Here is a 14,250-nt window from a genome sequence, read left to right on the forward strand (position 1 = left end):
TATAATTATGAAAGTTAATAAAATAAAGTTAAAAATGTATGTCACTAATTAACCCTTTTTAGATATTTTTTTGTAATTATATATAAAATAATCTTACATATAAATAATATTATTGTTATAAAAGACGTTATATTAATAGTTTTATATAAGAAGCTGTTTTAAATATATTTTGTAAATAAATGTTATAATTTAATAACATCAAATATTAATTATTTTTAAGGCAAAACATTGAAACCATTTTTCATTTTAATATTATTATTCATACAAATAAGTACTTTAAATGCTATAGATATAAATAAGGAAACTTCAAAGTTAACAGACTTTGAACTTGAATATATTATAAATAACAATGAAAATATCAGCTTTGAAAATCTAAGTAAAGTTGAATTTAAAAAAGGCAAGAATAAAGATAGCTTAGGTACAGATATTACAAATACATGGTTAAAGATTAAATTAACAAATAACACAAATAATACAATTGAACTATTTATTCATCAAAACTTAGCTTTTACATTTAAAGAAATTGTATTTTATGAAACAAATATAAAAAATGAACTTATAAAAAAAACAGAAATACATACAGGTTACTCAAAAGAGAAATCAGAACTTTTAGGAGCTAATAGCGTTTATTCTATAAATCTAGAAAAAAATGAAACCAAATTTATATACATAAATCAAAAAACTTATGCTTACCATTTTTATGATTATTCTATACTAACAAAAGATGAATCAATAAAATATTTGATTTATGAAAAAGCTGATGGAATTTTCTTTTTTGGCTTATTAATAGCTCTTGCTTTATATAATTTGCTAATCTTCTTATCAACAAGATATAAAGAGTATTTATACTACTTTCTCTATCTGTTAAGTGCTACTGTATGGATACTATATATGTATGGCTCATTATCTCACTATTTTAATATATATGGAGAGTTAGCCATGAGGTTTAATTTTGCCTTGATGCTTACACCTATTTTCTTAGCTCTATTCATTCAATCAGTTTTTGAAACTAAAGAAAAATATAAAACAGAACATCTCTTTTTAAATAGTATTATAGTTTTACTTTTATCAAATGTAATTTATGCAGTCATAAATTTCAATCATGCCTTAGAGTTATTATCTTTAAGTCTAAACTATTCATTAATTATCTTTTTATTAATTAGTATAACAATTTATAAAAAAGGTAATCAATTTATAAAGATTTTCTTAACTGCACATGTTTTTTATATACTATTTAGTCTTTATGGTCTTATGTTTTACATGGGAATAGCTGACTTTAACTATATCTCATCTCGTAGTATAGGAATAGGTATAATAATTGAAGCATTGATTTTATCTTATTTAATATCTTATAAATTTAAAAAGATAGAACAAGAAAAAGAGTTGGAACAACTTTTAAAACAAAATGCATTAAATGATAAATCAAAAATAGAGATTCTTTTAAAAGAAAAAAATAAGCTTCTAGAGATAACTGAGCGAAAATCAAATGAACTAACAAAATTAAACAAACAACTTGAAGAATTATCTATTACAGATAAGTTAACTAAGCTATACAATAGAACAAAAATAGATAGTTTTTTAGAAGAACAATATAAATATGCAAAAAGATACAAAGAGTCTTTTAGTTTGATTTTATTGGATATAGATTTCTTTAAAAAAATAAATGATACCTATGGACATCAAATAGGAGATATTATTCTTAAGGAGTTTTCACATATCTTAAAATCAAATATTAGGCAAACAGATATGCTTGGAAGATGGGGTGGAGAAGAGTTTATAATCATCTGTCCTAAAACAAATTCAGAAGAGACTTTAATCATAGCAAAAAAAATAAAAGATAAAATAGAAAACTATAATTTTACTACTGTAAACAACTGTACCGCAAGTTTTGGGATTAGTGTATATAAAGATGGTTTAGATATAAAAGATATTATTAAAAATGCAGATGATGCTCTATATCAAGTTAAAAACAATGGTCGTAATAATATTTGTGAAAAATGAATTTAGATTTAATTAGGTGGATGGGGTAGAGGGATTCGAACCCCCGAATAACGATACCAAAAACCGTGGCCTTACCGCTTGGCGATACCCCATTCTGAGTCTGAAATAATGTTGTGTAATTTATAAATAAAGTGGAGCTGGTGAAGGGACTTGAACCCCCGACCTGCTGATTACAAATCAGCTGCTCTAGCCAACTGAGCTACACCAGCTTCCGTAGTGTGTTTGTTAAAAGCATTTTCATGCATTTTAAAATGGTGTCAAGAGAGAGACTTGAACTCTCGACCTCCGGCTTATGAGACCAGCGCTCTAGCCAGCTGAGCTACCTTGACACTATGGCTAAATTGGTTGCGGAAACAGGATTTGAACCTGTGACCTTCGGGTTATGAGCCCGACGAGCTACCTAGCTGCTCTATTCCGCGTTAATAAAAATAAAAGTGGAGCGGGAGACGAGACTCGAACTCGCGACAATCTGCTTGGAAGGCAGAGGCTCTAGCCAACTGAGCTACTCCCGCTCAAATGGTAAATTAATAAAAAATAAATAGCTTTACCAACTCTATTTATTAGTGGAGCGGGAGACGAGACTCGAACTCGCGACAATCTGCTTGGAAGGCAGAGGCTCTAGCCAACTGAGCTACTCCCGCATTAAGTGGTGGGTCTAGAAGGACTCGAACCTTCGACCACTCGGTTATGAGCCGAGTGCTCTAACCAGCTGAGCTATAGACCCTCACTTAATGGCGGACAGAGAGGGATTCGAACCCTCGGTACCGTTGCCAGTACGCATCCTTAGCAGGGATGTGGTTTCAGCCAACTCACCCATCTATCCGTCGTTTTTGATAACAATGTATCAAATTTGGATGGGAATTATAATAGTAATACACTTAAATATTACTTAAATTATCTTCAATAAAAATATTTTTTTGTTTTTTTTTCAAAACATAAGTTTTAATAAGTGTTTGTAACTGTTTTGTCACACTATTTAGATTTAAATGATTAAAATTGTAAAATTAAATAAATATCATGGGATAAAAAATGTTGAAAAAATTGAATAAAAATTATTATATTCTATTAATATTAACTATTATTTTTATTGTTGGCATCTTTTATATTTATAAAAAAGAAGAAAACAACCATAAAAAAAATATTAATACATACTTAGATAATCAAAAAAAAATACTTGAAGAGTATTTTTATATATCAAAAACAATTTTATATACTTTTAAAAATGCCGTTAATTCAAATAGAACAAAAGAGTATATTCTAAGCTCTAACTATTCTAAAGCTTTAAATATCAAAGATACATACAATATTCAATATTTAATTGACAATAAATTTAACTCTACTCTTTATGGTATTGGCAATAATATTAATAATATTTCAAAAGAGCATAAAAAAGAAATCAATAAAATACTTAATCTTGATTATATTTTTAAAACTGCTTTAGAAACACTACCTGATATAAAATGGATATATTTTACATCAAATAGAAAATATATCTTTCTTGCTCCTTATAGTTTTACTCCTACAGCAAATTTTATAGAAGAGCAATACGAAAAGAATTTTTGGGTAGAAGCAATAAAAAAGAACAACCCAACACAAGATATAGTTTTGACTGATTTATATATTGATGGTGTTAGTAATGATTTATTAACTACCCTATCTTTACCGATTTCAGATGATTATAATAATCTTGTTGGTGTAATATCAATAGATATAAAACTTGACTTTTTAGATAATCTTTTTACTAAAAAAGATTATCTCAGTGGAAATAGTTATTTACTCAATCACAATAACTCTATTATTTCATCCACAACAAATTTTAATAAAAAAGATAAACTTGATATAAAAAATAAAGAGTTAATAATTCGCAAAGTACTTAATGATAAAATTGTTTTAGCTTATAAAGAGAACCCTTCTTTAAAACATGCAATAATAATTAAAGAGTCTATGTCTCAAGTATTAGTTCTTTTATTTATTTTATCAATTGTCTACATGTCTTATTATCTTACTAGACTTGTAACAAAAATAGAGAACTTAGCAAATAAAGATGCATTAACACTACTTTTAAATAGAAGAGCCATAAGAAAAGAGTCTTTAAGACTTTTAGAACTTGCAAAAAGGCAAAAGAATGATATTTCTTTTTTATTAATTGATATTGATAACTTTAAACAAATAAATGATACCTATGGCCATGCAATTGGCGATATAGTATTAAAATCTGTTTCTTCTACATTAGTAGACTCACTAAGAAAAACTGATTTAGTTTCAAGATATGGAGGAGAAGAGTTTTTAATAGTTTTAATAGATACTAATCTAGAAAATGCTTTTTTACTTGCTGAAAAGGTTAGAGAAGAAATACATAGATTAAATATACAGAAAATTAAAAATAATGTATCAATAAGTATTGGTTGTGCCCAGTTTGACTTAGAGAATGATTGTTTAGATAGTGTAATTCAAAGAGCAGATAAACTGCTCTATGAAGCAAAAAATAGTGGAAGAAATAAAACTAGATATTAGCTAATATTTTTTCTACTACCTCTTTAGGATTAGAAGCTTTATAAATAGGTCTTCCAACAACAATAAAGTCTACTTTATTCTCTTTTGCAAAAGGAATATCTGCAACTCTTTGCTGATCACCTGCATCTTCACCAAAAGGTCTGATTCCAGGACATAAAGTAATAAAGCTATCTGAAGTATTAGCCTTAATATCTAAACTTTCAAAAGCAGAACACACTACCCCATCAATTCCTGAGTTATGTGTATCTTTTGCCATCTTAGTAGCTTTTGTTTCAATATCTTCATTATATACTTCTTTAAATGACTCATTATCAAAAGAAGTAAGGGCAGTTACTGCTAAAACTAAAGGCTTATTTGGAATATCTTTAATTCTTTGCATTACTGTACTCATAGCTTTAGTTCCTGCACTTGCATGAACATTAAACATATCTACTAAACCAAATTTAGCTATTTCTTCAGCTGCATCAGCCATAGTATTTGGAATGTCATAAAGTTTTAAATCTAAAAATATTTTAAAATTAGGATTTATAGCTTTTAATTCCTCTAAAAACTCTTTCCCGTCTCTTATATACGATCTAAAACCTACTTTTAACCATACATCAAAATCTTTGATTTCTTTTACGATTTCTAAGTTTTCTTTTGCCGTTGGTAAATCCAAAGATACACAAAGTTTCATAGCATTACTCATAAACTAAGCCTTTTTTACTTTATCTAAAAGTCCATTGATAAACTTAGGTGCACCATCACTTGCAAGTTTCTTTGATAATTCAATTGCTTCATTAATTACAATAGCCTTATCTAAACCATCAAAAATTTCAAAAATTGCAAGTCTTAAAATAGATTTTTCAACTGAACCAATATCAGATAAACCACCTTGTTTTAAATGACCTATAATCTCTTCATCAATTTTTTCAATATTTTCAACTGTCCCATTGAAAAGTTTTAATGCAAATTCTTTTTGCTTATTTCTGATTTTTTTATCTTCTAAAATATCATCAACAAATTTAGCAATACCCTCATTACCTAAATCATAAGCATAAAGTAAACCAATAACTGACTCTCTTACTTGTGTTCTAGTAGCCAAATTATTTCTCCATTTCAGCGTAAAGGTCTAACATTTCAATGATTGTAGTCATTGCTTCTGCACCTTTATTTCCAACTTTTGAACCAGCTCTTTCGATTGCTTGCTCAATTGTATCAGTAGTTAAAACTCCATTTGATACAGGTTTTCCGTATTTTAAAGCAACTGTTGCAATACCTTTTGTTGCTTCAGCAGAAATATAATCAAAGTGAGGAGTTGCTCCTCTAATTACTGCACCAACACAACATACTGCATCATATTTACCAGAAGCTAAAGCTTTTTCTAATGCAAAAGGAATTTCAAATGCACCAGGAACTAATAATAAATCTAAGTTATCTTCATTTCCACCATGTCTAACAAATGCGTCTTTAGCACCTTCAACTAGTCTGTCTGTAATAATGTGATTAAATCTTCCATTGATAATAGCAACTTTTTCGTTACCATTTAATCTCATTTTTCCTTCAATAATTTTCATAAAATTTCTCCGAATTTTCTATAATATTTGGCGATTATATCCAAAACTTGATTAAAGCCTAAAAATGGCTTTTATTTGTTGTAACCTAATACTTCTTGAATTGCAAAAATATCTTCAATTACTTTATACAGTTCATCAACTTGAACCATATTAGGACCATCACTTAAAGCTACACTTGGATCAGTATGTGTTTCAAAGAAGAAACCATCAACACCAACTGCTGCTGCTGCTTTTGCAAGACTTGGTACTACAGCTGAGTTACCACCTGTTGTTCCACCTGTACTTGGAACTTGTGCAGAGTGTGTTGCATCAAAAATAACTGGTGCATACTCTCTCATAGCAATTAAGTTTTTCATATCAACTACTAATGCCCCATAACCAAATGTGTTTCCTCTTTCACAAAGCCAAACACCATTTTCATTTGAGTTTTCATAATTAACTTCTTGAACACCTCTAGTTTTTAATATTTTTTCAACTGGATGTTTCATAGCTCCTGCTGCTAGAAACTGTCCTTTTTTAATATTGATTTTACAATTTGTTTTTGCAGCTTCTACTAATAAATCTGTTTGTCTACATAAAAATGCAGGGATTTGTAAAATATCTAAAACCTCACCTGCTGGTGCTGCTTGATATGATTCATGAATATCAGTTACTAGTTTGTATCCAAACTGGTCTTTAATCTCTTGGAATAATTTTAAACCCTCATCAAGTCCTGGTCCTCTATATGAGTCTAAACTTGTTCTATTTGCTTTATCAAATGAAGCCTTAAAATAAAATTCTACTCTTTTATCTTCACTTAAAGGCTTTAGCTTTTCAGCAATTCTCATTACTGTATCTCTATCTTCTAAAACACAAGGTCCAGTTAAAATCTTCATTTAATTCCTTTTAAAAATTGTTTCTTTTTCTTTACCTGTTAAGGCATAATGAAACTCATAAATATTTTGACAGATATATTCAATATCACTTTTAGCATATTTATCACATGCAATTAGTATTTTATCTTCTATTTCTAATTCCAAATTATTTTGAGGTAAAAGAGTATATTCCTCTTTTCTTTTAAGCAATAATGGTACCACATTATTGCTCTGTTCTTTATTATGTAACGACCTAAATAAAAACTCTAAATTTAAAGTTTCATTACTTTTTAAATGTTTATATACTTCTGGTGCTTCAAGCTCATCAATACTTAATTCAAATATTAACGGATCTTCATCTATTACTGTTATAAGTTTTTTTACTAATTCACTTGCCCATTTCTCATCTTTTTTTAGCATCAATCTTATAAATTTATCTGATAATGGTCTAATAAGAGCATTTGTAGTTTTATTTATTAAAATCTTTGATGGTAAAAAAATATGATCAATATTAGCATTTTTAAAAATTGAAAAATCTTCCATCTCATTTTCACGAACTATTGTCTTAATTTGTGGGTTTAACTTTCTAGCCGTTGCTAAAATTGATAAGTTAGTTGTATCATCATTTGTAGCAGCAATAATTGCTGTTGCTTCTTTTACACCAACATTTAAAAGCATTTGCTTATCATCTGCATTTCCAAAGTTTACATGAGATATTTCTTCATCTGAATAGCTTTGAGCTTTGTTTATATCAAGTTCAACTAAATCAAGTTCAATATTATTTGCATTTAATTTTTCATATATTTTTCGCCCTAGTCTTCCATAACCACAAATAATATATTTGCCTTTTGGAAAAACTGGAAGTTTTGCTACTAAGGTATCTAGTCCATAAAGCCATTTTTCTAATCTGAAAATATTTGGTGCTGTTAAAGCTATATTTATTTCTGAAGAAATAATAGAAAAAGGATTTGCAATAATTTCAACATCTAAATCTTTTAAATTTTCTGTTTGATTTGTGGTTGTAGATTTTGCTGCTATTTTTACATGTTTGTTTAAAAGCCTAGCAGTTAATGCCACTCTTAAATTCATACTATCTTCTTCAAATAAGGAAACAATTGCTTTACAATTTGATTTTTTTATACCTGCTGCTTCTAAAACTTTAATTGAGTAACTATCACAAGTTAGAACAGGAACTGTTGGAGTAAAACTTTCTAATAAAAGTTCATTTATTCTTTTTTTATCTTTTTCAATAACTACAGTTCTTGTGCCTTGTTCAATTGCTTTATAAATTATCTCTTTTGTAATTTGGTTATAGCCTAAGATTATTATAAATTTATCTTTTAAATCACCTATTTGTCTTTTGAACTTAGTTTTTTGAATTTCTTGTAAAAAAAGTTTATCTTGAAGTAAAGAAACTAATGCTCCTATTCCATAAAACCAACCAAGTACAGTTAAATAAATAGAAAAGGTAACCCACATTCTTTGAGGATAAGTAAAAGTATAAGGAGTCTCACCAAAACCAATAGTCGTAGCAGTATAAGTTACAAAATAAAAAGCATCGAAAATACTCATATGATAAGGGTTACCATTTTCATCAACCCCATCAATTAGAATAAGCCCAGTAATTGCTATAGTATATGTTATAACAATTACTAAAAAAGGTATTCTCATTCTTTGAAGAATGATAAATAGTGAGCTATTTTCCAAAAATATTTCCTAATCTATCTTTTTGACTTTAAAGTATCTCCAACATAAAGTGTAACAGAAACTATATTTGCAAGTAATGCTCCACCCGATAAAGATACAATAGTAGCAATAATTTCAGCATCAATTGTATATGCGTATGCAGCAATTGTCCATACAAGTGCCGCAGCAATTAGCTGAATATCTGCAACTAATGAAGTTGCTAATAATACTGAACCCATTTGCGTTTTATCACCAATTTTTAATGTTGTGGCAATAAGGTTAATAATAATCGCAGCAAAAAGTTCATATTTACTATGGCTTTCTAAAGAATACATATCTCCATAGAAAAAACCAAAGTTAATAGTCATTGCAAGGATAATAAAAAATCCTGAAATAACTTTATCTAGATTCATGGTACTCGTCCTCTAAATCTTTTCCTATATCAAGTCTTCTTTTGAATACATTATCAATGTTATCATGCACTCTTGAATCTTTATCTAAGAATAGAATTCTGTGTTTATTTAATTGGTTAACATTTTTAAGTCCCATAATTGCAAGCATACCTCTTACACTTTTTAATAAGTTATTATGGTAGTTTCTAACTTTTTTAGCTTGTTTATAAACAAAGTATTTTTGTCTTTTTTGTTTATTTTGTGTTGCAAGACCAACTGGACAATCATGCCCTGTTGTACCAGAACAGTATCTAGCTCTAATACACCCTGCACTCATCATAAACCCTCTAGCAATTTGAATAAAATCAGCACCTAACGACATAATAACAATAATATCATCAGGAGTTAGAATTTTACCACTTGCAACAAGTTTAACTTTATCTCTAATACCAAAGTTTTCTAATACTTTATTAGCTAAATAAATAGAATCTCTAATATTTAAACCAACTCTTTCCATCATTTCAATTGGCGCAGTTGCACTACCACCTGAACCTCCATCAATAGAAATAAAGTCAGGATATCTAGTATCACCAGCATCTATTCTTTTTTTAATCTCTTTTGCATAAGGTTCGATATTTTCAATATCAGAAATAACTATCTTAACTCCAACAGGTTTATCAGATAATTCTTGTAATCTACCTATAAAATCAAATAACTCTTCAATTGAATTTGCATAAGGAAATCTATTTGGAGAGAAAACATCAGTATATGGTCTTACATTTCTATAATATGCAATTGCAGGAGTTACTTTATGTCCTGCTAATTTTCCACCTGTTTGTTTTGCACCTTGAGCTATTTTGATTTCTGTCATTTTACAGAATCTCATAGTTTTTTGATATCTATCAGGATCAAAGTTTCCATCTTTATCTCTAGCACCATAAAGTCCTGAACTTAATTGTAAAATAATATCAGGCATATCTTTTGGAACTTCTGTTGGGAAGTTTTCTATTGGTGCATCCCAATCTACTCTATGGAAAAGTTGTGATTTTAAATCAAATACATATGTTTCTGCTTCAGGGTCTTTTTTAAAAACTAACTTTCTATAAACATCAGCAGCCATTGCACCATTAAAAAAGAATTGAACTACATCTTTTATTTTTTTAGCAAATGAAGTACCATGAACTATTTTCATATACTCTTTTTTATAAGATTTATGTGTAACAAAAAAGTTTGATGTAACACCACCCTCACCTGAGTTTATAGGGAAACCTCCCATTTGAGAACCTCTAACAAAAGCTCTTGTTCCTTCAGGAGAAATAGAACCATCACTCATCGCACTTCTTGCAATAATTGTCTTTGCAGTATATGGATACTTTCTATTTTCACCAAATGTAACTTCAAAGTTTGTATCAACTTCGTCTTCATTTAATACAATATTTGCATGTCTAATCATAAACTTAGGTTTTGGTAAAGGTTGAGAAGGAGAAAAAGAAGCATAATTAGGTACATCATTAGCTGCTTTGTAAACCCAATCTAATTTATCTTTTGACTCATAAAACTTTTCATCACCAAAATATTGTCTAAAAGGCTCTCTTGCCTCTTCAAAAACATATCTTAATCTACCAATAATTGGATAGTTAACTAAAAGTTGATGATCCCTTTGTACATATTTATCATGTACATACCAAGCTGTAATTATAATAAAAAATACAAGTACAATAATCTCAAAATATAATAAAAAAATATCCATTTTTTAATCCTTTTTCATGGAAACTAAAACGCCACTTAGCACTATTAGAAGTATACCAAAACTAATCCAAATGTCAGGCAAACTATCCCCTAAAATCAATCCTAAAAGGATAGAAAAGGCAATATTACTATAACCTATGGTTCCTATGATACCCGCCTTTGCACAAGAGTATGCTTTAGTCATATAAATTTGTGCAAATGTTGCAAAAATTCCCAATAAAATAATAAATAACCAATCGTCACCTTTAGGCATTACAAATGGTGCAAACAAAAAGTCTAACTTATCATTTGTATAAAACTCTCCTATAATTAAAAGAATCATAGGGCCAATTGTTCCAATTGTCATAAAAGATAAAACAATAGCACGACTATCATAATATTTTCTTAATTCTCTAATTGAAGTATATGCAAGTCCTGCTCCAACTCCACAAAGTATTCCTAAATAATCAGTTTTATCTAATGATGAACCATCAAACTTTGTTATAAATAAAATACCTATAAACCCAACAAATACACCAATCCAACCTCTAAACCCTAGTTTTTCTTTTACAAATATATAAGCAAAAATTGCTGTAAATATTGCTGACGTTTTAGAGAAAGTCATTGCTTCACCTAAAGGTATATTGGCAATATTGTAAAAGAAGAATAATAAGGCTATAAAACCTGCCATTCCTCTAAAAATAAGAAGCCACATTTTTCCACCGATTTGATTTAGAGGGCTTTTATAAATTGAAAGTAAAATTAATACAACCCCAAAAACATTTCTAAAAAATACTACTTCTATTGAACTCATTGAATTACTTAATTCTTTTGCTGCTGCACCCATTAATGCAAATAACATTGCAGCAAATAACATATATTTAACGCCTAATTTGACACTATTTTCCATATATAACCTTTTAAAATCGCAATTGTATTGCTTCTCATATTAAAAAAAGATTATTAGTATTAATTTTTAAAGGCTTTTTTAGATAATATATTAGCTTTGTTTAGATATATAAATTGTAGGAATGACATGGAATACTTAAAAATTGTAGGAAAAAAAGAGATTTCTGGAGAAGTTGAAATCTCAGGAGCTAAAAATGCTGCACTTCCTTTAATAGCAGCAACAATACTTGCAAAAAATGAAATCAAAATCGGAAATATGCCAAACGTAGTTGATATAAATACTTTTTTAAAACTAATAGATATGCTTGGTGGAACATTTATAAAAGAAGATGGTTTTGTTAAAATCAATACTTATGAAATTGATAAAACAACAGCAACATATGATATTGTAAAAACAATGAGAGCCTCTATTTTAGTTTTAGGGCCTTTACTTGCTAGATTTGGGCACTGTCAAGTTTCACTACCTGGTGGATGTGCTATTGGTCAAAGACCAGTTGATTTACACTTAAAAGCTTTAGAGCAAATGGGTGCACAAATTGACATCAAACATGGATATATTCAAGCTACTGCACCTGAGGGTTTAAAAGGAGCTAAAATTGTATTTGATAAAGTTACTGTTGGTGGAACTGAGAATATTTTAATGGCTGCTGCATTAGCAGAAGGTAAAACTACTATCATTAATGCTGCAAAAGAGCCAGAGATAGAGCAACTTTGTGAAGTTCTTATTAATGCAGGTGTTAAAATAACTGGTATAGGAACTTCAAAATTAGAAGTTGAAGGTTCAAATAAAGAGTTATTAGAGTTTAAAGATTTTGATATTATTCCTGATAGAATTGAAGCTGGAACTTATATGTGTGCAGCTGCAATTACAAATAAAAAATTGAAAATAAATAAAGTAGTTCCTCTACATTTAGAAGCTATTATCTCAAAATTAGAAGAGATGAATTTTGAAATACTTCAAGATGAAAATAGCGTAACAATTCTTCCTACAGATGAAATAAAACCAGTTAATATTATTACTAGTGAATATCCAGGTTTCCCTACTGATATGCAAGCACAGTTTATGGCCCTTGCAACACAAGCAAACGGTACTAGTACAATCGATGAAAGACTATTTGAAAATAGATTTATGCATGTAAGTGAACTTTTAAGATTAGGAGCTGATATTCACTTAAATGGAAATATAGCAACTATCAACGGTCAAGCTCATACTTTAAATGGTACAGATGTAATGGCAACAGATTTAAGAGCTTCATCTGCTTTAGTTTTAGCTGCATTAGTTGCTAAAGGTGAAACAAATATTCATAGAATCTATCACTTAGATAGAGGATACCAAAACCTAGAAGGTAAACTTACATCAATCGGTGCTGATGTAAAAAGGTTTACAGAATAGGACACTTTTTAAATGATAAGAGAAAAAACTACACTCTTGTCATTTCTTTAAGTTAAAATTCCATAAAATTTATTCAACTACAAAAAAGGTGACAATACTAATATGAAACTAGAAATATCTTTATTTAAATTTGACAAAGACTCTGATTATTTACCATACTATACAAAACACTTTATAAAAACAAAAGAAGAAACTACACTTCTTGATATTTTAAGAAATATCAATAAAGAACAAAAATTAGGTTTTGTTAACTGCGAAAACTTTAACTTAGTTGTAAATGGTATTTATGTAAAAGCAGGGATTGAATTAAAAAGATTAAAAGAACAATTTGGAACAGATATCAAAATTGAGCCTATCTCAATTAGAAGAGCTTGTGATGATTTACTAATCAATGATGATGACTTTAATGAAAGATTAGAAATTTTAAAAGAGTTTGTTTCTGAAGATGATAAAACTGTCTATCAAGAATTAAAACCATACTTCTATGCTTCAAATACTTTAAATCTTGACACATCATATATTGGAGACTCTATTTTAATTTTAGCTTCAATGATAATGGATAGAGCTGATAATGAAACTAAAAATGAAATATTAAAAACTATCAAAGCATACGAAGTTGGTGCTGATTTCTACAATAGTTCAAAAAATATAATTTTAGATTTTGACAACTCTTATGAAGAAAGAATAGTTAAAATCCAAAAAGCATTAGATTTATATGAAGAGATTGAAAAACAAAACTTCAGATTAAACAAGACTTTAATTTTAGATTTTGGTAACTTTGAAGATGAATATGAAGTAAAACATGACTTTAATGAGTTTACTTTAGCATATTACTCTTCAAATACACAAGATAAATATACTAAATTAATAGATTCTTTAAAAGCAAAAAAAGTAAAATTAGAATCACAAAAATTAGACTTATCTAAAAATACTTTTAACAAAAACAACACAATCTCACTATTTGTTGCTTGCACTATTTTATTAGAAGCATTTGATGCAGGTGCAGATTTATTAATCGTAGATACAGAAGAAGATTTCTATATGTTTGATTATAATAGAAAAGAGTTAGAAAAAATTTGTGGAAGAGAAGTAGCTATTCCAGTAGTTCATATTAATGAACTTCAAAAATTAGCTTCAGGAAATCACAAAGAAGCAAAAGAAACACTTGAAAAACATCAAGTAAACCCTGAAATTATTTAATCTAAAGAAAGGCAAAA

General features: G+C 28.5%; 12 protein-coding genes and 8 tRNA genes. 4 read left to right on the top strand and 16 right to left on the bottom strand.

Features of this window, described 5'->3' with window-relative positions:
* The first annotated feature begins 228 nt into the window (after positions 1-228).
* Positions 229-2,001 carry a sensor domain-containing diguanylate cyclase gene (locus ACH5BF_RS10895; protein WP_423274266.1) on the top strand — a complete coding sequence of 591 codons (1,773 nt, stop codon included), beginning with the start codon at positions 229-231 and terminating at the stop codon, positions 1,999-2,001.
* 17 nt (positions 2,002-2,018) lie between these two features.
* Here the strand turns inward: ACH5BF_RS10895 and ACH5BF_RS10900 are convergent.
* The 8 genes from ACH5BF_RS10900 to ACH5BF_RS10935 all read right to left on the bottom strand — a co-directional run bounded on the left by ACH5BF_RS10900 (position 2,019) and on the right by ACH5BF_RS10935 (position 2,824).
* Positions 2,019-2,093: transfer RNA gene (locus tag ACH5BF_RS10900), tRNA-Gln, on the bottom strand.
* A gap of 40 nt (positions 2,094-2,133) precedes the next feature.
* A tRNA-Thr gene (locus ACH5BF_RS10905) sits at positions 2,134-2,210 on the bottom strand.
* A 43-nt stretch (positions 2,211-2,253) separates the two neighbouring features.
* Positions 2,254-2,330: transfer RNA gene (locus tag ACH5BF_RS10910), tRNA-Met, on the bottom strand.
* Positions 2,331-2,343: 13 nt separating this feature from the next.
* Positions 2,344-2,420: transfer RNA gene (locus ACH5BF_RS10915), tRNA-Met, on the bottom strand.
* Positions 2,421-2,436: 16 nt separating this feature from the next.
* Positions 2,437-2,513: transfer RNA gene (locus ACH5BF_RS10920), tRNA-Gly, on the bottom strand.
* 52 nt (positions 2,514-2,565) lie between these two features.
* Positions 2,566-2,642 (bottom strand) — tRNA-Gly (locus tag ACH5BF_RS10925).
* Positions 2,643-2,648: 6 nt separating this feature from the next.
* Positions 2,649-2,725 (bottom strand) — tRNA-Ile (locus ACH5BF_RS10930).
* An 8-nt stretch (positions 2,726-2,733) separates the two neighbouring features.
* Positions 2,734-2,824: transfer RNA gene (locus tag ACH5BF_RS10935), tRNA-Ser, on the bottom strand.
* Between the two features lie 206 nt (positions 2,825-3,030).
* Here ACH5BF_RS10935 and ACH5BF_RS10940 point away from each other — a divergent pair.
* Positions 3,031-4,515: a diguanylate cyclase gene (locus ACH5BF_RS10940; protein WP_423274267.1), complete on the top strand. Its 1,485-nt coding sequence runs from the start codon at positions 3,031-3,033 to the stop codon at positions 4,513-4,515.
* Here ACH5BF_RS10940 and pyrF read toward each other — a convergent pair.
* From pyrF to ACH5BF_RS10980, 8 genes are all read right to left on the bottom strand, one after another.
* On the bottom strand, positions 4,505-5,203 hold the full coding sequence (pyrF, locus tag ACH5BF_RS10945; RefSeq protein WP_423274268.1) for an orotidine-5'-phosphate decarboxylase: 699 nt from the start codon (positions 5,201-5,203) through the stop codon (positions 4,505-4,507). The two genes, ACH5BF_RS10940 and pyrF, sit on opposite strands and share 11 nt — an antisense overlap.
* A 3-nt stretch (positions 5,204-5,206) precedes the next feature.
* Positions 5,207-5,599 carry a transcription antitermination factor NusB gene (gene nusB, locus ACH5BF_RS10950; RefSeq protein WP_423274269.1) on the bottom strand — a complete coding sequence of 131 codons (393 nt, stop codon included), beginning with the start codon at positions 5,597-5,599 and terminating at the stop codon, positions 5,207-5,209.
* A 1-nt stretch (position 5,600) separates the two neighbouring features.
* Positions 5,601-6,071: a 6,7-dimethyl-8-ribityllumazine synthase gene (gene ribH / locus ACH5BF_RS10955; protein WP_423274270.1), complete on the bottom strand. Its 471-nt coding sequence runs from the start codon at positions 6,069-6,071 to the stop codon at positions 5,601-5,603.
* Positions 6,072-6,142: 71 nt separating this feature from the next.
* Complete coding sequence (gene kdsA, locus ACH5BF_RS10960) at positions 6,143-6,946, bottom strand: 3-deoxy-8-phosphooctulonate synthase (protein ID WP_423274271.1); 804 nt, start codon at positions 6,944-6,946, stop codon at positions 6,143-6,145.
* On the bottom strand, positions 6,947-8,632 hold the full coding sequence (locus tag ACH5BF_RS10965; RefSeq protein ID WP_423274272.1) for a potassium channel family protein: 1,686 nt from the start codon (positions 8,630-8,632) through the stop codon (positions 6,947-6,949).
* A 14-nt stretch (positions 8,633-8,646) separates the two neighbouring features.
* Positions 8,647-9,024: a DUF6394 family protein gene (locus tag ACH5BF_RS10970; protein ID WP_423274273.1), complete on the bottom strand. Its 378-nt coding sequence runs from the start codon at positions 9,022-9,024 to the stop codon at positions 8,647-8,649.
* Complete coding sequence (locus ACH5BF_RS10975; protein ID WP_423274274.1) at positions 9,011-10,753, bottom strand: glutamate synthase-related protein; 1,743 nt, start codon at positions 10,751-10,753, stop codon at positions 9,011-9,013. The genes ACH5BF_RS10970 and ACH5BF_RS10975 overlap by 14 nt, the downstream gene beginning before the upstream one ends.
* 3 nt (positions 10,754-10,756) lie before the next feature.
* On the bottom strand, positions 10,757-11,641 hold the full coding sequence (locus tag ACH5BF_RS10980; RefSeq protein ID WP_423274275.1) for a DMT family transporter: 885 nt from the start codon (positions 11,639-11,641) through the stop codon (positions 10,757-10,759).
* 126 nt (positions 11,642-11,767) lie between these two features.
* On the opposite strand from ACH5BF_RS10980, the gene murA reads away from it, so the two are divergent.
* Together murA and ACH5BF_RS10990 are read left to right on the top strand one after the other, a co-directional pair.
* Complete coding sequence (murA, locus tag ACH5BF_RS10985; protein ID WP_423274276.1) at positions 11,768-13,033, top strand: UDP-N-acetylglucosamine 1-carboxyvinyltransferase; 1,266 nt, start codon at positions 11,768-11,770, stop codon at positions 13,031-13,033.
* Positions 13,034-13,135: 102 nt separating this feature from the next.
* The gene (locus ACH5BF_RS10990; protein WP_423274277.1) at positions 13,136-14,233 is read left to right on the top strand and encodes a DUF5644 domain-containing protein; all 1,098 of its coding nucleotides are present in this window, start codon (positions 13,136-13,138) and stop codon (positions 14,231-14,233) included.
* Positions 14,234-14,250 lie beyond the last annotated feature (17 nt).

This window comes from Arcobacter pernae, from assembly GCF_049472135.1.
Classification (GTDB): Bacteria; Campylobacterota; Campylobacteria; order Campylobacterales; family Arcobacteraceae; genus Arcobacter_B.

Bases quoted from the DNA above. Each gene is read 5' to 3' on its own strand.
- ACH5BF_RS10970 (WP_423274273.1), bottom strand. From the start codon at position 9,024: ATGAATCTAGATAAAGTTATTTCAGGATTTTTTATTATCCTTGCAATG.
- kdsA (WP_423274271.1), bottom strand. From the start codon at position 6,946: ATGAAGATTTTAACTGGACCTTGTGTTTTAGAAGATAGAGATACAGTA.
- ACH5BF_RS10990 (WP_423274277.1), top strand. From the start codon at position 13,136: ATGAAACTAGAAATATCTTTATTTAAATTTGACAAAGACTCTGATTAT.
- ACH5BF_RS10975 (WP_423274274.1), bottom strand. From the start codon at position 10,753: ATGGATATTTTTTTATTATATTTTGAGATTATTGTACTTGTATTTTTT.
- ACH5BF_RS10980 (WP_423274275.1), bottom strand. From the start codon at position 11,641: ATGGAAAATAGTGTCAAATTAGGCGTTAAATATATGTTATTTGCTGCA.
- ribH (WP_423274270.1), bottom strand. From the start codon at position 6,071: ATGAAAATTATTGAAGGAAAAATGAGATTAAATGGTAACGAAAAAGTT.
- murA (WP_423274276.1), top strand. From the start codon at position 11,768: ATGGAATACTTAAAAATTGTAGGAAAAAAAGAGATTTCTGGAGAAGTT.
- pyrF (WP_423274268.1), bottom strand. From the start codon at position 5,203: ATGAGTAATGCTATGAAACTTTGTGTATCTTTGGATTTACCAACGGCA.
- ACH5BF_RS10940 (WP_423274267.1), top strand. From the start codon at position 3,031: ATGTTGAAAAAATTGAATAAAAATTATTATATTCTATTAATATTAACT.